The following is a 19,640-nucleotide window of genomic DNA, read 5'->3' on the forward strand; positions in this document are numbered from 1 at the left end:
TCCCCGTCACTGAATGTTGACGTCGACGCTGGCCGGCAGGTCGATGCGCATGAGCGCGTCGACCGTCTTCGGCGTCGGGTCGAGGATGTCGATCAGCCGCTTGTGCGTGCGCATCTCGAAGTGTTCGCGCGAGTCCTTGTACTTGTGCGGCGAACGGATGACGCAGTACACGTTCTTCTCGGTCGGCAACGGCACCGGCCCGACGACACGGGCACCGGTGCGGGTCACCGTCTCGACGATCTTGCGCGCAGACGCATCGATCGCCTCATGGTCGTAGGCCTTGAGCCTGATGCGGATCTTCTGTCCCGCCACGCTGAGTGTCCTTTTCTCCGTTTAGCTTTCGCTTTTCGGTGTCGAGGGCACCCGCGGGAGTCGCCTCCCGGAGCACCCTCATTGCATGCCCGAACCTGAGAAGTCACAGCTGACGCAATCCGTCCAGACCTCGACCGGACTCGACCCGATCCTTCGCCGCTGTTCATCTGTCATGGTTCTTCCGGTCCACGCGGTCGGGCGTGTCGCCACACCGCTCATTCGTCGGCCCTCGGAAATACCTTCCCTGAGCCTCGGAACATCCGTCCCGGACGCATCCACGCCGAATCGACGGGATACACAGTGGGTACTGCTCGCCCGCTACCGTCCGTATCGCATATCCGCAGGACATACGCCACCCGGAGCAGGCAACCCGAACAGTATGCCCGAGGGCTCCCAGCAACTCCAAATCGGGGTCGGTGTGACGCTCCCGACCCACTCGCGCGGGTATCTTACTCCGGAGTAAGATACGGGCATGACGAACGAGACCGCCACCTACCGCGGTTGGCAGAAGCTGCCCGACAACCGGCTCGGACATGCGCTGTTCTCGCTGGGCATGGTCGCCCGGGTGCCGTACTTCGGGACGGTGGCGCCGACCGTGGTGCGGCTGGAGCCGGGCCTGTGCGAGGTCACGGCGCCGAAGTGGTTCGGCATCCGCAACCACCTGGGCACCTTCCACGCCATCGCCGCCTGCAACCTGGCCGAGGTGGCGATGGGCATGCTCAGCGAGGCCACCGTGCCGACCACGCACCGCTGGATCCCGAAGGCGATGAACGTGCGGTACCTGACCAAGGCGGAATCGGGCCTGCGCGCGGTCGCCGAGCTTCCCGAGATCCCCGACTTCGCCGCGCTCACCGAGGGGCAGGACGTGGTGGTCCCGGTGTCGGTCTACGACAAGAAGGGTGTGGAGGTCGTGCACGCGGACATCACCACCTGGGTCACGCCGAAGTAGGCAGCAGTGTGTGCAAGCCCGGCAACCGGCGTACTCCCGACACCGTCATTCCGGCATGCTTGTGGCCGGAATCCACTGCGGTTGATCCACGAAATGTGAATCTCGGCCGGAAGCGCGCAGGGATGACGTGGGGATACGGCACGGGAGACGTGCAGATACGACGCGGATGACGTGGTGATACGCCTGGATGGCGTGGGAGAGCGGGGCGGGCGCGACAGGGCCGGGAAGACCGGGCGTATATGTAGCGTTGTTCGTGCCTGATTGAATGAGAACCATGAGTGCTCAGCACGTCCGGGCGGATGTCTGTGTGGTGGGACTGGGGCCGACCGGGCGGGCGCTGGCGCACCGCGCGATGCGGGCTGGACTGGATGTGGTGGCGGTGGATCCGCGGCCGGGGCGGTTGTGGCCGCCGACGTTCTCCTGCTGGGTGGACGAGTTGCCGGAGTGGCTGCCGGGCAGCGCGATCGCACAGCGGATCGAGGCGCCGGTGGTGTGGACGAAATCCGCGCATCGCATCGAGCGGCCGTACTGTGTGCTGTCCAAACAGGGGCTGTACGAGGCGCTTTCGCTCGACGACGCGACCGTACTGGCCGGGCGGGCCGCCCGCGTGGAGCGGCATCGGGTCGACTTGCAGGACGGCAGCGCCGTCACCGCCGCGGCCGTGTTCGATACCCGGGGCCTGCCCTCCCCCGGCCCCCGCCGGACCGCCGGCGCGCACGGCATCTTCGTCGATGCCGAGCGGGCCGCGCCGATGGTCGGCGAGGGCGAAGGGCTGCTGCTGGACTGGCGCGACGAGAACGGGGCCGGGCCCGGCGAGCCGCCGTCGTTCCTGTATTCCGTGCCGCTCGGGGACGGGACGGTGATCTTCGAGGAGACCAGCCTCGGGCTGCGCGGCGGGATGCCGCAGCACGAACTACGCCGGCGCACGCTCAATCGACTTGCCGCGCACGGCATCCGGCTGCGTGGTGACGAACCGAGCGAGGCAGCGCACTATCCGCTGGATCAGCCGCCGCCGAAACGTGGTGCGGCGGGGCCGATTCCGTTCGGTTCCCGGGGCGGCATGATGCATCCGTGCACCGGGTACAGCGTGGCCGACTCGCTGGCGCTGGTGGACACCGCGATCGAGGCGCTGCGCACCGGCGGGGATCCGGTGGCGGCGCTGTGGCCGTGGCAGGCCCGGCTGGTGTACTGGATGCGGATGCGCGGCCTGTACGGCCTCGGCAGACTCACTACCGCGCAGTCGATCTCGATGTTCGACGCGTTCTTCACCGCCTCACCGCGCCAACAGCGCGCACTGTTGTCCGCACACGACGACTACGCACCGCTGGGCGGCGTGCTGTTCATGACCGTCGCGCGCACCTGGCCGTTCCGCTGGCGCTACGACCTGGTCGGGTGGACGAATCGAAACCGCTGGGTGGGCTACGAATACGCCCTGGCGGAAACCGAACCGAGCGTCGGCCCCGGCGATGAGGACGACGTCTCGTCCCGCCCGACAGGGTGACCCCCCTCCCAACGGAGCGCCCTCGACGAGGTGCCTCCGGCTGACGGAGTGCCCGCCTGACCGGGTGCCCCGCCCGACCTGATAACCCGTTCAGCGGAGTGGCCCACCCGATGGAGCAACCCGCCCAACAGGGTGACCCGACCAACGGCATGGCTCGACCAACAAGGTGACCCGACCAACGGGGTGGCTCGCCCAACGGAGTGACCCGCCCAACGAGGTTCCCCCGACGGAGTGACCCGCCCAACGAGGTTCCCCCGACGGAGTGACCCGCCTGACGGGTGACGACCGGCCCCTGATTTCAGGTCCCTTCGGCCGCCCTCAGACCCAGTTCTCCGTCCAGTACTTCCAGATGACCGGGGCGTAGGCGGCGAGCGGGGGGACCCGGATATCGGTGTCGGCCAGGGCCTCGGCGGTGTTGCGGCTGTCGAACCAGCAGCCGAATTCGCTGTGCGCCAGGATTTCCGGTGGTACGCCGATCTTCGGCAGCGCCCAGCCGATGCCGGGGAGCCGCCGCACCATGTCGAGGGTCTGTTTCGGCATCACCTCCACCAGGTGCGGCGCACCGGCCTGGTCGGCGAACAGGTTGAGCACGTCGGCCGCGCTCTGCCGGCGCGGATCGACCAGGTGGAAGGTGCTGCCCGGCGGGGCCGGCGCGTGCGCGATGTGGTCGAGTGCCCGGGTCACGAAATCGACCGGCACCATATTGGTTTCGCCGAGCTTCGGCACCATCAACGGCAGGATCCGGGGCAGCTGGGCCGCCATGCGCAGCAACCGGAAGAAGTGGTACGGCCCGCTGATGCGGTCGATCTCGCCGGTGCGGGAGTGGCCGAGCACGATCGAGGGCCGGTAGATGCGCCACGGCACCCGTGTCTGCTCGCGGACGGTCCGCTCGGCCTCGAACGCCGCGCGCTGATAGGGCATCGGCAGCCGCTGCCCCACGTCGACCATGTCCTCGGTGAACAGCCCCTCCGCCGCACCGGCCACATCGACCGTCGAAACATGATGCAGCGCACCGGCTTCCAACCGCTCGGCGACCTCCAGCACGGCACGGGTGGGCGCCCCAGCGGCGGCGCCGCTCTTCGGCTCGGCGCCCGGCCCGGCGGCAAGGTGGAACACGTGGTCGATCGAACCGCGGTGCACCGCAAGCCAATCCGGCTCGATACCGAGACCGGGCGCGCTCGGATCGCCGCGCACCGGGCGCACCCGGTCGCCACCCACCCACTCCCGCGAGCATCGATCGAAGCGATGCGCTTCGTCGGCGCCTGGCCGCACCAGCACGTACACGTCGTCGCTACGTTTCAGCAATTCTGGAACCAGGTGACGGCCGATCCACCCGGTTGCCCCGGTAACCAGGTAAGTCATGGACGTCAGCGTAACGCGCCAGGGTGGACACGCCGGGTAAGACGATTGCGAGTAATTCGCTGTGCCACGGGATTTTGTCGCGGACGGGGCGTTTGCCACTGCGGCGGCAGTACCCCGGTGCTGCACCCTGCCGGCCACCCGCACCAACCATTCGCTGCTGGTACTGCAACATCGCCTCCGTCATTCCGGCGTGCTTTCGGCCGGAATCCCACAGGTCCTGGCGATGGATCCCGGCCGAAAGCACGCCGGGACGACGAACGTGAGCAGTCCCGCCGGGATGACCGAAGCGGTCACCCCGGGATGCCGGACGCGGTGACGAGTGACGTCGCAGCTAGCTGAACACCGCCTTGCGCTTCTGCAGCATGGCGGTGGTGCCCTCGACGAAGTCCGGGGACTGTAGCAGTTCGACCTGGCCGGTCGTCTCGGCGGCGAGGGCGGCGTCGAGCGAGTTCAGGGCGGCCCGGTTGAGCGCGCGCTTGGTCAGTTCGAGGGCGCGGCGCGGGCCGGCCGCCAGCTTCGCCGCGACGGCCTCCACCTTGGCATCCAGGTCCTGGGCGGGCAGCACGCCGGTGAGCAGGCCGTGGCTCTTCGCCTCGGTCGCGGGCAGCCGCTCGCCGAGCAGCGCCAGCTCGGCGGCCAGCGGGCGACCGGCGGCCGCCGCGACCATGGCGGCGGCACCGCCGTCGGGCATCAGGCCGATGTTGATGAAGGCCAGCAGCAGATACGAATCGTCGGCGGCGTAGGTGAGATCGCCGGCCAGCGCGAGCGCCACACCGATGCCGGCGGCGGCTCCCCGGATCCGCGTGACCACCGGGACCGGCGCGTCCACGATCGCGCGGATCAGCCGGCCGGCCGCCGCCATCGTCATCGCGGGAGTGACGCCGCGCTGGGCCTCGGCAGCGGCGGCGGCGAGGTCGGCGCCGGTGCAGAAGTCATCCCCTTCGCCGGTGAGCACGATCGCGCGCACCGCATCGTCGGCGGCCGCCGCCAGGAAGGTGTCGCCGAGCGCGACCATGGTGTCGTAACCGATGGCATTCTTGCGCTTGGGGTTGGTGATCGTGACCCGCAGCACCGCGCCGTCGTGGACGGCGGTGAATCCGGTCGTGTGGTCGGTGGTGCTCATGGCAACTCTCCAGTGGTGACCGCCAGCGCTGCAGCGCCGCGAGAATCGTGGTTAACTTTGCGAATTGTGGTTAACTTAGGTTGACTTGTCCGGCGCTGTCAACAACGGCGGCACGGCAGAAGGAGAGGTATATGGTCGCGGAACGCAGCGAGGCGGGCCTCGCTTCCGCGCGACCGGACGGCCCGCCCACCGGTCGCGGCGAGCGCCGCAACCCGGTCCAGCGGCGACCGAAGAACCGAAAGGCGCAGATCGTCCGGGTCGCGGCGCGCGCATTCAGCGAGCGCGGCTACCACCCGGTCGGGGTCGACGAGATCGCGGCCGAGGTCGGCATCTCCGGCCCCGCCCTGTACCGCCACTTCACCAACAAGTACGCGCTGCTGGTGGCCGCCGCCGAGGCCGGCGCACAACAGCTGCTCGACGTCGCCCAGGCCGCCGACGACCCGCGGCTGGATCCGGAATCGCGGCTCACCGCGCTGGTCCGGGCGCTGGCCGAGCACACCATCGAAGTGCGCCGCGAGGGCGGGCTGTACCGATGGGAGCGCCGGTATCTGGAGTCGGCGGACCGCGGCCGCATCCGGGTGATCTACGCCGGGCTGCATCGAACGGTGGAGAACGCGATCGCCCCGCTGCGGCCCGACGCCTCCGACACCGACGTCCAGATCCTGGGCACCGCCATGCTCGGCGCGATCGGCAGCATCACCGCGCACCGCACCGCGCTGTCCGGCTCGCGGCTCACCGATCTGCTGCTGGACATCTGCCGGGCGATCCTGCACACCGAACTGCCCGCGCCGCCCGCTCGGCCGGCGACCGAATCGGCGGTACGCGGGCTGCCGCTGAGCAGCAAGCGCGAACAGCTGCTCACCGAGGCGATCCGGATCTTCGGCCGGCAGGGGTACCACGAGGCCAGCATCGAGGAGATCGGCGCGGCGGTGGGCATCAACGCCTCCAGCGTCTACCGCTACTTCACCAGCAAGTCGGACCTGCTGGCCGCGGCGTTCCACCGCACCGGCGAGCGGGTCGCGATCGCCAACTCCGAGGCGCTGGCCGAGGCGACCGGCCGGGCGGATGCCGCGCTGCGCATCGCCGCCCGCTTCGCCCGGCTCACCTTCACCATGCCGGAGATCCTGCCGGTGTACTTCGCCGAATTCTCCAATCTGCCCGCCGCCGAACAGCACCGGCTGCGCTCGATCCAGCGCCAGAACGTGCTGGAGTGGGCGCACCTGCTGGACGGCGACCAGGCCGAGGCCCGCTTCCGCGTGCACGCCGCGATCGCCCAGGTGGTCGACGTCGGCCGCCGCATGCGCTTCGACACCCGTCCGGAGAGCCTGGAGCGGATGCAGGCGCTGATGAAGGCGGTGCTGCTGGGCCCCGATTCGCCGGACGACTCGGCCCGCTGAATCGCCGTCATCCCGGCATGCTTTCGGCCGGGATCTCGCGGTAACTCAGGCGGTCTCGGCGGCGCGGCGGTAGCCGCGGACGGCCGGGTAGGCGAACACCACGATGATGCCGACGAGCCAGATCAGGGTCTTCACCAGCGGCTCGGCGATCGGGCCGTCGTAGGCCAGGCCCTTCATCGCGTCGACGGCCGTACTCATCGGCTGATTCTCGACCGTGGACCGCAGCCATGCCGGATAGGCGAACGTCGGCACGAATCCGGAGTTGAAGAACATCAGCAGCGTGGTGAACATGCTGATGCTGGTCACCAGCACGATTCCGTCGGAGACCGTCGCGAGCGCCGTCACCATGACCGCGAAGGCCAGCCCGAACAGGACCGGAAGGGCCACCATCGCCACGGAGGCGAGCGGTCCGTACCAGAACCGGAACCCGATGCACACCCCGACCGCGATGACGCCCAACGTGGTGACGAAGACCCGGATGACCTCGGCCAGCAGCCGCCCGGTGAGCCCGGCGGCGCGGTGGGTCGGCATCGTCCAGAACCGGCTGAGCAGCCCGGACCGTTTCTCGTTCTTGAAGCCCAGCGCGCTCACGATCGCCCCCGCCATCGCTGCCACCAGGCTGATCATCGGCACGTAGCCGTACACCGCGGGCGCCCCGGTGGCCCGCTCCACCGAATCGCCCAGGACCACCCGCAGCATCAGCAGCATCAGCAGCGGATAGACCATCGACTGGATGGTGGTCGCGGGATCGCGCGTCCACACCATCAGCAGCCGCTTGCACTGAATCAGGCTGTGCCGCAGCCAGACCGCGGCCGAACCCTCCGACTGCGGGGGCGCGACCGGCAGCGTGAGGTTGCGCGCCGTCGACCGTCCGTTTTCGGTAGCCCGACTCGTACTCGTCTCCACCTTGGTCACGACCGTCTCACACTCGCCCAGATCGCCGCCGGCACGAACACCACCGTCAGACCGCCCAGCCAGACCAGCGGCACCCACAGCACGTCCCAGGTCACCCCGCCCTGCGCCATATCTCGCATGGCATAGGAGAACTGCGTGATCGGCTGATTGCGCACGAACGGCCGGATCCACATCGGGAAGCCGATTTCCGGCACGAATCCGCACGACAGCATGCCGAAGATCAGCGTCGGCAGCGTCAGGGCCTGGCTCAGCGATTCCGGACTCTTGGTGAGGCTGCCCAGCGCGTCCGCCCCGATCGCCAGGACCGTGCCGACCGCCAGCGAGAAGAGGCAGAACAGCACCGCCTGCTCGAATCCGGCGATGAACCGGAACCCGATGACGTAGCCGAAGAACAGCGCGGCGATCAGCGAGACCACCGAGCGCACCAGCCCGGCCGAGATCCGCGACAGCAGCGGCACCAGCGATCCGATCGGCATGGTCCGCAGCCGGTCGCTGAGGCCGGTCAGCGATTCGGTGGCCGCCAGCTGCGCGTTCGACATCATCGTGAACGACATGGTCTGCAACACGATGATCGGCATGACGAACTGCGCGTAGTCGATGCCGATGAAGTTCATCGTGTACCGCAGCGGCAGGTAGAACCCGACGGTGAACACCAGCGGCGCGATCACCGCGACGATCAGTTCGCCCTTGGTCACCATCGTGCGCACGGTTCGCCCGCACAGCGCCCGCCACTGGGCGAAATTCGACGGTCGCGCGTCCGGTAACCGGTGTCCGAACAGACGGCCGACGTCGGCCACGAGCTCAGCCATGGGTACCCGTGTGGCCGGTGATGGAGAGGAAGACGTCGTCCAGCGAGGGGCGGCGCAGGCCGATATCGGCCAGCTCGACCCCCGCGGTGTCCAGCCGGCGCAGCGCCTCGGCGAGCGTCGCCGCGCCCTCGGGGGCCGGGATGGACATGCGGTCGGCGCCGTCGGCGAGCAGATCCGCGCGGACGGCCTCGGGAACCAGGTCGCCGAGCGCGTCGGCGGCGCGGATCAGCTGCGTCGGATCCAGCGGCACCACCTCGCAGTAGTTGCCGCCGGTCTTCTCCTTCAGCTCGTCGGCGGTGCCCTCGGCGATCACCGTGCCCTTGTCGATGACGATGATGTTGTCGCTGAGCACATCGGCTTCCTCCAGGTACTGCGTGGTCAGCAGCACCGTGATGCCCTGCAGCTTCAGCGCGTTCACCAGATCCCAGACGCCCTGGCGGCTGCGCGGATCCAGTCCGGTGGTCGGCTCGTCGAGGAACACCACCTCCGGGCGGACCACCAGGCCGCAGGCGATATCGACGCGCCGCCGCATGCCGCCCGAGTAGTTCCGCACCGCGCGGCGGCCCGCGCCGACCAGGTCGAACTCCTCGAGCAGGGTGTCGGCGCGCTGCCGGGCGGCCTTCTTGCCCAGGCCCATCAGGCGGCCGAACAGCTCCAGGTTCTCCCGGCCGGACAGGTTCTCGTCGAGCGCCGCGTACTGGCCCGTCATCATGATCGAGCGGCGCACGCCCGCGGGATCCCGCAGCACGTCGTGCCCGGCCACCATCGCGGTGCCCGAATCGGGGCGCAGCAGGGTGGACAGGATCTTCACCGCCGTCGTCTTGCCGGCGCCGTTCGGGCCGAGCATGCCCAGCACGGTCGCGCGCCGGGCGGTGAAACTCACGCCACGCAGCGCGTGCACGTCGCCGAAGGACTTGCGGACGTCGGTCACCACCACCGCCGGGTCGGTTCCCTCGGCGGTAACGGGGTCGGTTCCCTCGGTAGCAACGGGGCCGGTTCCCTCGGTAACAACGGGGCCGGTTCCCTCCGCGACCACGCCGACCGCGTCCGCCTCCGGCTCGCCGCGGGGCTGCGACTGCGCATTGTCCAAGCTCGGCATCAACTCTCCACTATCGACCGGCAAGCTACCGGATTGTCCGGATCGCCGTTTGCGCGCCTCGGTAGGTGATCCCATTCACCAGCCGCGATGTTACTGGGCGGTCCTCGATTGCCACTCCCCCGTAGCGACGGAGTCGGGTCGCCCCCAGTGGCCGCGGACCACGCGGGTCGTTGTCTTCCGGTCGATCCTGCGTCGTCCGGCCCATCCTGCCACCCGCTCCGGGGAGCGATGCCACGCGCCGGGCCGTCCGGACGGATCGCGCACCGTCGCAAGGAAATACGCTGGATGCCGGCGCTGCGCCGAGCAGCACGGTACCCAGTAGACATGACGAATACATGTGGCGTTACTCACATTTCGGTACATTCTAGGGTGCCCGCCGGAATCCGTGCTGGTCCACACACCGACCGAGCGGTCTGCCCGCGGCGGCCGAATCTTGTCGACCGGCCGGGCCCGCCCATAGTCTTGCGACAGGGGGAAAACCAGACATGTACTCATCTTGTCTGCGGCAATCGCGATCCGGTCGGGGCGGACCCGGTTGCCGGGGCATTCGCGACCGAGAGGGTGATCCATGGCCGACTCGGCCCGCGAGCGCCACCAACCCGGGCCACGCACAGGACGGCCGAGGGTGCTGACCTCCTATGATCCGCGCACCGGCGAGTCCGTCGGCGACTACGCGATGATGGGCACCGGTGAGCTGACCCGCACGGTGCGGGCCGCACGGCCGGCCGAGACGTGGTGGGCGGCACTCGGATTCGCCGGACGAAAGCGCTGGCTGCTGGACTGGAAGCGCGCCATCGCACGCAACGCCCGGGAACTGGTCGAGATCGTCTGCGCGGAGACCGGCAAGCCGGGGGTGGATGCCGCCATCGAGGTGATGCTCGCGGTGGAGAACCTGGACTGGGCGGCCCGCAACGCCGAGCGGGCGCTGGGCCGCCGCCGGCTCGGTTCCACGTGGCTGACCCGCGATCAGCGCGCCTCGGTCGGTTATCTGCCGCTCGGCGTGGTGGGCGTGCTCGGCTCCTGGAACAATCCGGTGTTCACGCCGATGGGGTCGATCGCCTACGCCATGGCGGCCGGCAACGCCGTGGTGTTCAAGCCCAGCGAGCTCACCCCCGGGGTCGGCGTGTGGCTGGCCGAGAGCTGGAGCCGGCTGGCCCCGAATCAACCGGTGCTGCAGGTGGTTACGGGCGACAGCAACACCAGCGCCGCGCTGTGCCGGGCCCGGGTGGACAAGGTCGCCTACGCCGGCTCGGATGCCGGTGCCCGCGAGGTCATCTCGCTGTGCGCGCAGACCATGACGCCGGTGGTGGTGGAGCGGCTCGGCAAGGGCGCGATGGTGGTGCAGGTGGACGCCAAGCTCGACGACGCCGCGGAGGCCGCGGTATTCGGCGCGATGTCCAATGCCGGACAGAATCCCGCGGGCATCCAGCGCGCGTACGTCGCCGACTCGGTCTACGAAACATTCCTGGAAAAGGTTGTGGCACAGGCCCGCACGCTGCGCCCCGGCGCCGACCGCAAGGCCTCCTACGGTCCGATGATCCTGGAGTCGCAGGTGGAGGTGGTGCGGCGGCAGGTCAAGGACGCCATCGCGCGGGGCGGCCGGGCGGTGGTCGGCGGGCTGGAATCGATCCGCGAACCCTATGTCGAGCCGATCGTGCTGGCCGACGTGCCCGAGGACAGCTCGGCGGTCACCGGCGAGGCGGTCGGCCCGGTGCTGATCGTGAACCGCGTGGCGGATATGGACGAGGCCGTGGACCGGATCAACGCCGCCGACCACGGGCTGGCGGTGGCGGTGTTCACCCGCGACGTGCGCGCGGTGCCCGATCTGGCCGAACGCATCAGAACCGGTGTCGTGACGATCAATTCGTCGATGGTCTACTCCGGCATCCCGTCCATGCCGTTCGGCGGCGTCGGCGAATACGGTCAGGGCCACGCGCACGGCGAGGCGGGCCTACGAGAATTCAGCCGCACCCTGGCCGTCGCCCAGAAGCGCTCCCGAGCCACGGTCGACCTCTCCACCTTCGACCGCCACCCCCGCCACCTGCGCTACGCCAAGGCCATCTTCCGACTACGCCACGGGCGGGGGTGAGGGTGCCTCCTTGTCCCGTCTCAGCTCGGCGTCGACAGTCGCGGGTGTTCGAGCAACGCCCGCCAGGCCGCAGCCCACGGGAATCGTTCGGCGTAGGCGCCGCCGGCTTTCGGCTCATGCGGTGAATCCTCGGTCAGCATCGTCACACCCCACTCGGACAGCTTGCGCACGGCGTCCTGTACGGGCGGAAAGCTGATCAACGCCCGGTTGGTGAAAGGGACGGCCACCACCGGCAATCCGAGTCCCACCGCCTCCACGAGCAGGCCGAGCGGCAATGTGTCCGAGATGCCCGCGGCCCACTTGGCCAGTGAGTTCGACGTGATGGGTGCGACGATCATGCCGTCGGCCGGCGGGAGGGCGTCCGGGGCGTCCGGATCCTTGTATTCGCTGCGCACGGGATGCCCGGTGCGGATCGCGAGTTCGTCGGTATCAATGAACCGTCGCCCCTGAGGAGAGGCCACCACGCACACGTCCCACCCGTCCCCCTGGGCCAGGTCGACCAGCGTGCCGACGTCGTGAGCAACCCGCGCGCCGGTCACGATCGCGTACAGGACCGGTCTGCCTTCTCGGTTCACCGTTTCATCGTGTCAGCGCAGCGAACGGAGCGTGATTCCGACCCGCCGGGCGCCGAGGCTCTCGTTCCCCGTCTCTCGGCGGCCGCTATCGCCTACAGTCGCGAGGGGTCGTGTCAGCGACCGTGCCAGCCGATCCCCTATACCGGCGAACCGATCAGTCGTAGCGTAGAGCGCATGAGTCTGGTGGGCGAACGGGTGAAGAATGCTCGCAAGCGCGCCGGGATGACCCAACTGGACCTCGCGGGCGCTTCCGGAGTGTCGCTGTCGCAACTCCGCAAGATCGAGCAGGGCGACTACGAGCCACGGTTGGAGACGTTGCGGGCCTTCGCGGTCGCTATGAACTTGCGCACCTCCGCGTTGCAGACCACGCCGGACTACGAGACCCCTGACATCGACACCGAGGCTCAGTGGCAGCCCGTCATCCGTGCCCTGCACGGCAACACAGCCCAACCCGACGAGCAGGCGACACCGCAGGGTGTCCAGGCGATGCTCGACACCGTCCAGGCGATGATCGGCGCGGACCGCTATCGTGAGGTTACGGCGTTGCTGCCCAACCTGATTCGCGATGTCGACAGTCTCGACAATGCCCGCGTCCTGAAGTTCGAGACACTCAATATGGTGGCGTCCCTGCTCGCACAAACCCGGCAGTTCGAGGCGGCGGACGCGGTGCTCGACCGCGCCGTGGATGCGGCGGAGACGAGCGTCGAGGGGGCGACAGCGGTCGACACCCTGCTGTGGGCGCTGCTACGGCAAGGCCGCCTCGACGAGGCGCGGTCGCTGGCCGTGCGCTGGGCCGACGATATAGAGCCTCGATTCTCCCGCGCCACGCGACAGTCGCTGGCGATGTGGGGCCGACTGTGGCTGAAGATCGCGAACGCCGCCGTCCGCGACAACCAGCCCGGGGAGGTGGAGGACGCTTTGTCACTGGCTCGGGCAGCCGCAGTGAGACTGGGCCGCGACGTATATGTCGATCGGCTGCTCGGCCGCACCTTCGGCCCCCTCGAGGTGTCCTATATCGCCGCGGAGTCATTCGTGATCGCCCACGAGCCGGAGAAGACACTGGCGATTGCCGCGAAGGTCCCGGCACCGGCGATCCAGCCGGCGGGCGCGAGCCGCATGCGTCACAAGCTGGATATCGCCAACGCACACGCCCAGATGGGGCACTACGGCGAGGCACTCGACGAGTTCCGAACCGTCCAGCACACCGCACCGGAATGGCTTGTACAGCAACGATATGCGCGCGACATTCTGGGAACGATCGTGAGCAAACGGCGAACACTCACCCCCGACATGCGCGACCTGGCCAACGCCATCAACCTCGACTACTGACACATCCCGGCGCACGTCCCACGAATGCCACTTTCCGCTGACCAGCGCAGGAAGTGACATTGCCCGCCAACCCCCCTTGCTGTGACGCTCGATCCGGCCTCGCCGCCGGGTCGACGCAACGGCCGTTCCCTGATTCCGCATCCTCGGCGGCGGGTGCTTACCAGCAACCGGTCGAAAGGAGATGCTGTGCGGGAAAACGCAATTGGTTTGATCCGGTCGGATCTGAGCAAGGATCTGTCCGGCGACGAGACCGGTATCCGCGAAGTCGCCGAATTGGCCGGTCTGCATGTGGTCGAGCTGCTGATAATCGGGCCCGACGTCGACGTGGTGGCGCTCCGCCTGGTCGAGGCCGTCCACGGCGGAAACGCCAGCGTCGTCATCGTCCCCGGTTACGAGCACGTAGACGGAATCGACTGCCTCATTCGGGAACGGCTACAGCTGGTCACAGTCGCCGGTGAGCAGATCCTCGAGCGATCCGGCCTGGGTGCGAAACTGGCCGGCATCATGGGGCCGGCATGAGGTCGCATCCGACCGCGTTCGCGTGGGTCGATCCGGACGACTGCCGGTGGTCGGAGCTGGATGACGCCCGAATACGGAAACTCGCGCGGCAGCTCGGGTACCGCCTGTACTGGCCCCTCCCGTCTGCACTCCCCCTGGTCGACCAGGTGCGCTCCGCCGATGTCGACGCGGTGATCACGCCGTCACCAAGCCATCTCGATGCGATCCAACTGCACGCGCTGATGTGCCTCGTGGATGTCGAAACAGCCTGCTCACGAATGAGTTTCGCCCGCTGGACGGCCTACCAAGGTCAGGTGGGGCAACCATGAGCACCGCGTTCCTCGTCGGGATTGTCGGGACCTGCTGCTGCATAGTCGGCCTGCTGGTGCGCAACGATCTGAAAGACGACAAAGAACCGGCGTTCACACCCGAGACACCGAATGGTCTCATTCACGGGGCGGGTCACTCCCAAGCCCGACGCAAGATTCGCTGGATCGTGCCATTATTGACTGCACCGGGGGAGACTAGGTCGACTCAGTAGATTCTCATGATGAGTGACAAGTTCGGACCGGCCGAATAGCGGCAACGATTCCAGTGCGCCCGCGGCCCGGGGAGGGGAGAGCATGGTGACAAACGACCAGCCGCTGAACGTCGTTCCCGACGCGGTGATGGCGGTCGGACGGCATGCCCATGACGTTGCGCAGCAACTGAAGTCGGGGTCGATAGCGTTGGACCGTGAGGTTCAGGCGTTGTTCGACACCTGGAAGGGGAGCGCTGCCGACGCTTATCGCGAGGGGTGGGACGACATGCAGGACGGCGCGATGAAGGCATGGGACGCGCTCACCGATCTGGCTTCGAAGCTCGGCGTCAGTGTGTCGACGCTGCAGGACCAGGACAACGCCAGCGCGGTGCCGATCAGCTGGCTGAAGTTGGGCTGACGGCATGACCTCTGAATTCGAGTTCGACCTCGATCACATCGATCAGGTGACCGCCCGCGCCCGCGGCTTCAAGGAGTTCTTCGCCGACCATCTCGATCAATTGGACCGCACCGTCCAAGGCCTCATACAGAGCGGGCAGTGGACGGGTGCGGCCGCGTCAGCCTATGCCGAGGAGCATCAGGCCTGGGTGATCGCGGCACGTGAACTGCTCGAGGGACTGGCTCAGATGGAACAAGCCGGCCGGACGGCACGCGAGTCCTACTCGGACGCGACGGACGTGAACTTGCGCATGACGGGGGGATGACGTGGCTGTTGTTGCGCCGCAGTCGTATTACACAGCCGCGGAGGAGTGTTACAAGCTGTCGAGGGAGTTCCAATCCGCGTATAACCCGCTCCAGAGGGCGCTGCTCGAAACCAGCGGGATGGCCGGTAGTTGCCAGGCTGCGAAGGCATGGTCCGAGGCCTACGATGAGCGCGCGGGTTCCTTCACCACCGCAGCGACCAACTTTGCCAGGGCGCTGCAGCATTTCGGTGACATTCTGATCGCGTCGGGCTACAACTGGGAATGCTCCAACTACGCAGCAAATCGCAATCCGAACAAAGGGACCGGTCCGGCGTGTCCGCGGACTATCCCCTCCGAATTGCCTTACGGCGCAGGTGTTGTCGTTGGCGTAGCTTCGTCGCGGAACAACGGCCCCGGACTCGAGACCGAGTTTCCGGAGCTGTACGACAAGGTTGTCGCCAAGCTCGCCGGTGACAAAGTCCCCGACGGCGACACCAACAAGCTGGACCGTGCGGCCCAGGCGTGGAAAGACTTCGCCGGCAACGGCACGATCTTCGCTGCCGGGCCCCGGCTACGAGTCGTCGCCGACGGACTCGACAAGTTCGATGCACCCGACATCCCGAACCTGACCGGCCACCTCAGAACACTCGCGAAGAACGCGGACGACATCAAGCTGGCTGCCGACGACCTGGCGAAATCGACAACCAGCCACCATGCCGCTGTTGTCGCAGTTCGCGCGGACATCAATAATCAGGCGGCCGCAACGCTCGTCGTCGCGGCCGTCGCGATCGCCGTAACCGCTGTGGTAATCCGCAATCCGCGGGCGGCAGCAGTGGAGGGCCCCGCCCTCGAGACCGCCGCGACTGCCATCGCCCGCGTCATAGGATCGTTCTTCGCGACGCTGGCCGGGATAAAGTTCAGTACCGGAGTACTTGCTGTAGGTGCGCTCGCTACCATTTCTGGCCTGACCATCCTGTCCATCGCCGGCGACTCGACGTTCAACTCGAACTACAAGCCGCCGGCCAATGCCTATGACCCCAATGGACCCAAGGCACCGGGGCGACCGGGCGACGCGGAAGGATTCGTACCGCCCAAAGGCGGTGACAAGTGGGTGCCGAATCCCAACGGTCGTGGCTACGGTTGGGAAGACGCTTCGGGACATGTGTGGGTACCAACTGGCCAGGGTGGCAGTGCCCATGGCGGACCCCATTGGGATGTGCAAGGCAAGAATGGAGACTACGAAAATGTGCTTCCAGGAGGCAAGAGGCGATGAGCGGCACTGAGATCGTGCTGGAGGCAACCGGCATCAGATATGGATCACTGAACGACGAGGCCGCATTTTTCGAATGGCTCGACAAGATTCCCGCCGTTCGGTCGCACGACGGCCGCCTGCGAACGCTCTACATCAATGTCGATCCCGAGGCCGACGACGAATCCGTGCGCGATCTCGTGGCGCTGTTCCACCGGTACCACGTCGACATGGCGCAGTTGCGGGTTTTCGATACGGAGCGAATCGGCGATTGGTTCCGCGACCCCCAAAAGTACTGGCACGAATCTATTTTCGGCACTTCTGCCCAAGCGAGTGGCGATGAGCGACACTGAGGTCCTGCTCGGGACCGCGTCCTACGTGGTTGCAGTTCAGTTCTGTTGCGTCGGATCCGGTTGTGCTGCATGATGTTCGGTTCGTGACCGACGAGTTTCGATAACCGGTCCCTGGTAACGCGACCACCCGGTAGTCGAGTCCGGGCCGTTTCGTGCGGATTCAGTTGATGCTGCAGGCCACCGGGTGATGGCGGTGAGCGAAGGCGCCGACGTACCTGCCGGCCCGCATCTGCGACGAATAGATGCTGCAATGAATCACGGACCGGGCCGGCCGAGCCCACTCGTGCTGAAAGATGACTCGAGGCGCGTTACGGCGTATTCGGGGCTGTTTCTCGAGCGCAGGTGCGTAGGGAATCGATGTAGGCGGTCATGGCGTCGCGGTTGCGGGTGAGTAGGTCTATGCGGTGGGCTAGGCGGTCTCGTTGTTGTTCGAGCGAATTGACGCCTTCATCGACGTGATTTCCGTATGACCGGTGTGTGGTCTGGGACCTGCTGAACTCAGCCGCCCGTCACCGTGAGGTAGATCAGCAGCAGGTTGAGTACCGAGATCACCGCGGCGATCAGCCAGGCGGCGGCGGTGGTCCAGCGGTGGTTGGTGTCGGGGCCCATCAGGGTGCGGTCGCTGGTGAAGCGGACCAGGGGGATCAGGGCGAACGGGATGCCGAAGGACAGGACGACCTGGGAGATGATCAGGGCGCGGGTCGGGTCGATGCCTACTGCCAGGATGATCAAAGCCGGGAGGAGGGTGATCAGGCGGCGCAGCAGCAGGGGGATGCGGCGGCGCAGCAGCCCTTCCATGATCATCGCGCCGGCGTAGGCGCCGACCGATGTGGACGCCAGGCCGGAGGCCAGCAGGCCGACCGCCAGCAGCAGCGCCGCCCACGGGCCCAGGGCGTCGCCCACCGCGGCGTGTGCGGACTCGAGGGTGTCCACCTCGCCGCGGCCGTTCAGGGTGTTCGCGGCCATCAGCAGCATGGACAGGTTCACCGCGCCGGCGATCACCATCGCCAGACCGACGTCGACGCGGGTGATCCGCAACAGCCGCGCGCGCTCCGGACCGGCGGCCGGTTGGCCGTGCCGATCGCGGGACAGCGCCGAATGCAGGTAGATCGCGTGCGGCATCACCGTCGCGCCGATCATCGCCGCCGCCAGCAGCACGCTCTCCGCGCCGTCGAAGCGCGGCAGCAGGCCGCCCACCGTGCCGGACGGCGACGGCGGCGAGATCACCACGCTGGCCATGAAGCCGATCGCGATGATCACCAGCAGGCCGATGATGACCCGCTCGAACGGCTTCTGGCCGCGCCGGTTCTGCACCGTCAGCAGCCCCATCGAGACCACGCCGGTGATCACGCCGCCGAGCAGCAGCGGGAGATCGAACAGCAGGTACAGCGCGATCGCGCCGCCCACCACTTCGGCCAGATCCGTTGCCATGGCGACCAACTCGGCCTGCACCCAGTACGCCAGCCTGGTCGGCCGGCCGGACCGGTCGCGCACCACCTCCGGCAGCGTGCGACCGGTGACCAGGCCCAGCTTCGCCGACAGGAACTGCACCAGCGCGGCCATCACGTTGGCCAGCACGATCACCCACACCAGCAGGTAGCCGAACTGCGCACCGGCGCTGATATTCGACGCGACGTTGCCGGGGTCGACGTAGGCGATGGCGGCCACGAAGGCCGGGCCGAGCAGGATGGTCGCCGACCGCGCCCGGCGGAACGACGTGCGGGGCGGGGCGGCGGTGCTCATGAATTTATTTTACGGGTCTCCGAACTTTTTGTTGAGCTGACCCTGTAAGAATCGGCTGCGCTGCTGGTCAGATCCCCAGGCCCCGGGCCAGCACGGGCCAGGAGTTCATGAAATCGTCGCGCCAGTAGCCCCACGAGTGCGTGCCCGAGTCGCGGAAGTTGTAGGTCGCGGGGATGGCCAGCGAGTCCAGCTTCGTCTTCAGGTTGTGGGTGCAGTAGTTGGTGCCGGCCTCGATGACGCCGCCGACCAGGATCTGATTGGCCACGCCGTAGGAGCCGGGCAGCGCATACGGGCCGTTCATGGTGTCGTAGACGCCGGGCAGGCCGTTGCCGGTGGAGATGTACATGTCCAGGCCGCGCAGCTTGTCGGCGTTCACGTACGGGTCGTTCTCCACCCAGGCCGGGGAGTCGTCGGGGCCGTACATGTTGGTGACGTCACCGCCGCCCCAGGTGTTCACCGTCAGCTTGACGAATTCCTGGCCGGTCGGGTCGCTGGTCTGGGCGCAGCCGGAGTAGGCGGCGGCGGCCTGGTACAGGCCGGGCTTGTGGATCGGCAGGTTCAGCACCGTGGTGCCCGAGGTGGACAGGCCCGCGACGGCGTTCTTGCCGTTGGTGCCCAGCGCGCCGTCGATCAGCGGCGGCAGCTCCTCGGTGAAGAAGGTGGTCCACTTGTTGCGGCCCAGGGTGGGGTCGTCGTTCACCCAGTCGGTGTAGTAGCTCCACTTGCCGCCGATCGGCTGGACCACGTTGACGTTCTTGTCGCCGAGGAAGCCGTGCACGATATCGGTCTTCTTCTGCCAGGAGGCGTCGTCCTGGCCGCCGCCCGCGCCGTTGAGCAGGTAGAGCGTCGGCCGCGGTTCGGAGGCGTCGGCCGGGCGCTGCACGTCGACGGGGAAGGTCTTGTCCATCGCGGCCGAGTACACGTACAGCCGGATGTTGCGGTCGTCGGTATAGGTGGCACGGGAGATATGGGAACCGTCGGGGGCCTTCGGATCACCCAGCAGCTGCTTGCCCGCGATGACCGGGTCCTCGGCCGAGGCGGTGGGTGCGCCGACTCCGGCAACGACACCAGCGAGAACTCCGGTTGCCGCGGCGAGCGCGGCGGCGGCACGCAGGC

General features: G+C 67.8%; 20 protein-coding genes. 11 read left to right on the forward strand and 9 right to left on the reverse strand.

From position 1 onward, the window contains the following. Positions 1-6: 6 nt before the first annotated feature. Positions 7-312, reverse strand: a complete 306-nt coding sequence (gene rpsJ, locus D892_RS0106540) for a 30S ribosomal protein S10 (RefSeq protein ID WP_003938093.1) — start codon at positions 310-312, stop codon at positions 7-9. Between the two features lie 472 nt (positions 313-784). On the opposite strand from rpsJ, the gene D892_RS0106545 reads away from it, so the two are divergent. Together D892_RS0106545 and D892_RS0106550 are read left to right on the forward strand one after the other, a co-directional pair. Beyond that, positions 785-1,261, forward strand: a complete 477-nt coding sequence (locus D892_RS0106545) for a hotdog fold domain-containing protein (RefSeq protein WP_024800480.1) — start codon at positions 785-787, stop codon at positions 1,259-1,261. 265 nt (positions 1,262-1,526) lie between these two features. Continuing rightward, entirely contained in the window at positions 1,527-2,762 is a 1,236-nt protein-coding gene (locus D892_RS0106550; protein WP_051499015.1) for a lycopene cyclase family protein, read from the forward strand. A 318-nt stretch (positions 2,763-3,080) separates the two neighbouring features. Here D892_RS0106550 and D892_RS0106555 read toward each other — a convergent pair whose 3' ends face one another. Next, complete coding sequence (locus D892_RS0106555; protein WP_024800482.1) at positions 3,081-4,124, reverse strand: SDR family oxidoreductase; 1,044 nt, start codon at positions 4,122-4,124, stop codon at positions 3,081-3,083. 331 nt (positions 4,125-4,455) lie between these two features. After that, positions 4,456-5,247, reverse strand: a complete 792-nt coding sequence (locus tag D892_RS0106560; protein ID WP_024800483.1) for an enoyl-CoA hydratase-related protein — start codon at positions 5,245-5,247, stop codon at positions 4,456-4,458. A gap of 131 nt (positions 5,248-5,378) precedes the next feature. Between D892_RS0106560 and D892_RS0106565 the strand changes: the two genes are divergently transcribed. Further along, complete coding sequence (locus D892_RS0106565) at positions 5,379-6,644, forward strand: TetR/AcrR family transcriptional regulator (RefSeq protein ID WP_024800484.1); 1,266 nt, start codon at positions 5,379-5,381, stop codon at positions 6,642-6,644. A gap of 45 nt (positions 6,645-6,689) precedes the next feature. Here the strand turns inward: D892_RS0106565 and D892_RS0106570 are convergent, their stop codons facing one another. Genes D892_RS0106570 through D892_RS0106580 form a run of 3 tightly spaced genes read right to left on the reverse strand, consistent with a single transcriptional unit; the run spans position 6,690 to position 9,467 of the window. Next, positions 6,690-7,559: an ABC transporter permease gene (locus D892_RS0106570; RefSeq protein WP_024800485.1), complete on the reverse strand. Its 870-nt coding sequence runs from the start codon at positions 7,557-7,559 to the stop codon at positions 6,690-6,692. After that, the gene (locus D892_RS0106575) at positions 7,556-8,368 is read right to left on the reverse strand and encodes an ABC transporter permease (RefSeq protein WP_024800486.1); all 813 of its coding nucleotides are present in this window, start codon (positions 8,366-8,368) and stop codon (positions 7,556-7,558) included. The genes D892_RS0106570 and D892_RS0106575 overlap by 4 nt, the downstream gene beginning before the upstream one ends. Then, positions 8,361-9,467 (reverse strand): daunorubicin/doxorubicin resistance ABC transporter ATP-binding protein DrrA, encoded by a 1,107-nt coding sequence (locus D892_RS0106580; RefSeq protein WP_024800487.1) that lies wholly within the window; start codon positions 9,465-9,467, stop codon positions 8,361-8,363. Before D892_RS0106580 ends, D892_RS0106575 begins: the two co-directional genes overlap by 8 nt. Before the next feature lie 568 nt (positions 9,468-10,035). Between D892_RS0106580 and D892_RS0106585 the strand changes: the two genes are divergently transcribed. Beyond that, complete coding sequence (locus D892_RS0106585; RefSeq protein ID WP_024800488.1) at positions 10,036-11,556, forward strand: aldehyde dehydrogenase family protein; 1,521 nt, start codon at positions 10,036-10,038, stop codon at positions 11,554-11,556. A 20-nt stretch (positions 11,557-11,576) separates the two neighbouring features. Here the strand turns inward: D892_RS0106585 and D892_RS0106590 are convergent, their stop codons facing one another. Further along, positions 11,577-12,131, reverse strand: coding sequence for a flavoprotein (locus D892_RS0106590; protein ID WP_024800489.1), 555 nt, complete (start codon positions 12,129-12,131; stop codon positions 11,577-11,579). Positions 12,132-12,305: 174 nt separating this feature from the next. Between D892_RS0106590 and D892_RS0106595 the strand changes: the two genes are divergently transcribed. The 7 genes from D892_RS0106595 to D892_RS0106625 all read left to right on the forward strand — a co-directional run bounded on the left by D892_RS0106595 (position 12,306) and on the right by D892_RS0106625 (position 16,781). Beyond that, positions 12,306-13,460 (forward strand): helix-turn-helix domain-containing protein, encoded by a 1,155-nt coding sequence (locus D892_RS0106595; RefSeq protein WP_024800490.1) that lies wholly within the window; start codon positions 12,306-12,308, stop codon positions 13,458-13,460. Between the two features lie 186 nt (positions 13,461-13,646). Further along, positions 13,647-13,979, forward strand: coding sequence for a hypothetical protein (locus tag D892_RS0106600; protein WP_156959407.1), 333 nt, complete (start codon positions 13,647-13,649; stop codon positions 13,977-13,979). Beyond that, positions 13,976-14,287, forward strand: a complete 312-nt coding sequence (locus D892_RS0106605) for a hypothetical protein (RefSeq protein WP_024800492.1) — start codon at positions 13,976-13,978, stop codon at positions 14,285-14,287. Before D892_RS0106600 ends, D892_RS0106605 begins: the two co-directional genes overlap by 4 nt. Positions 14,288-14,581: 294 nt before the next feature. Beyond that, the gene (locus tag D892_RS0106610) at positions 14,582-14,896 is read left to right on the forward strand and encodes a WXG100 family type VII secretion target (RefSeq protein ID WP_024800493.1); all 315 of its coding nucleotides are present in this window, start codon (positions 14,582-14,584) and stop codon (positions 14,894-14,896) included. A 4-nt stretch (positions 14,897-14,900) separates the two neighbouring features. Beyond that, on the forward strand, positions 14,901-15,200 hold the full coding sequence (locus tag D892_RS0106615) for a WXG100 family type VII secretion target (RefSeq protein ID WP_024800494.1): 300 nt from the start codon (positions 14,901-14,903) through the stop codon (positions 15,198-15,200). A gap of 1 nt (position 15,201) precedes the next feature. Continuing rightward, positions 15,202-16,452, forward strand: a complete 1,251-nt coding sequence (locus D892_RS0106620; protein WP_024800495.1) for a polymorphic toxin type 37 domain-containing protein — start codon at positions 15,202-15,204, stop codon at positions 16,450-16,452. Then, the gene (locus tag D892_RS0106625) at positions 16,449-16,781 is read left to right on the forward strand and encodes a hypothetical protein (RefSeq protein ID WP_024800496.1); all 333 of its coding nucleotides are present in this window, start codon (positions 16,449-16,451) and stop codon (positions 16,779-16,781) included. The genes D892_RS0106620 and D892_RS0106625 overlap by 4 nt, the downstream gene beginning before the upstream one ends. A gap of 498 nt (positions 16,782-17,279) precedes the next feature. On the opposite strand, the gene D892_RS0106630 is transcribed toward D892_RS0106625, so the two are convergent. Together D892_RS0106630 and D892_RS0106635 are read right to left on the reverse strand one after the other, a co-directional pair. Continuing rightward, positions 17,280-18,524 (reverse strand): Nramp family divalent metal transporter, encoded by a 1,245-nt coding sequence (locus tag D892_RS0106630; RefSeq protein ID WP_024800497.1) that lies wholly within the window; start codon positions 18,522-18,524, stop codon positions 17,280-17,282. A 67-nt stretch (positions 18,525-18,591) separates the two neighbouring features. Next, positions 18,592-19,638 (reverse strand): alpha/beta hydrolase family protein, encoded by a 1,047-nt coding sequence (locus D892_RS0106635; RefSeq protein ID WP_036568288.1) that lies wholly within the window; start codon positions 19,636-19,638, stop codon positions 18,592-18,594. Between the last annotated feature and the right edge of the window lie 2 nt (positions 19,639-19,640).

The sequence above is a fragment of the Nocardia sp. BMG51109 genome, assembly GCF_000526215.1.
Lineage (GTDB): Bacteria > Actinomycetota > Actinomycetes > Mycobacteriales > Mycobacteriaceae > Nocardia.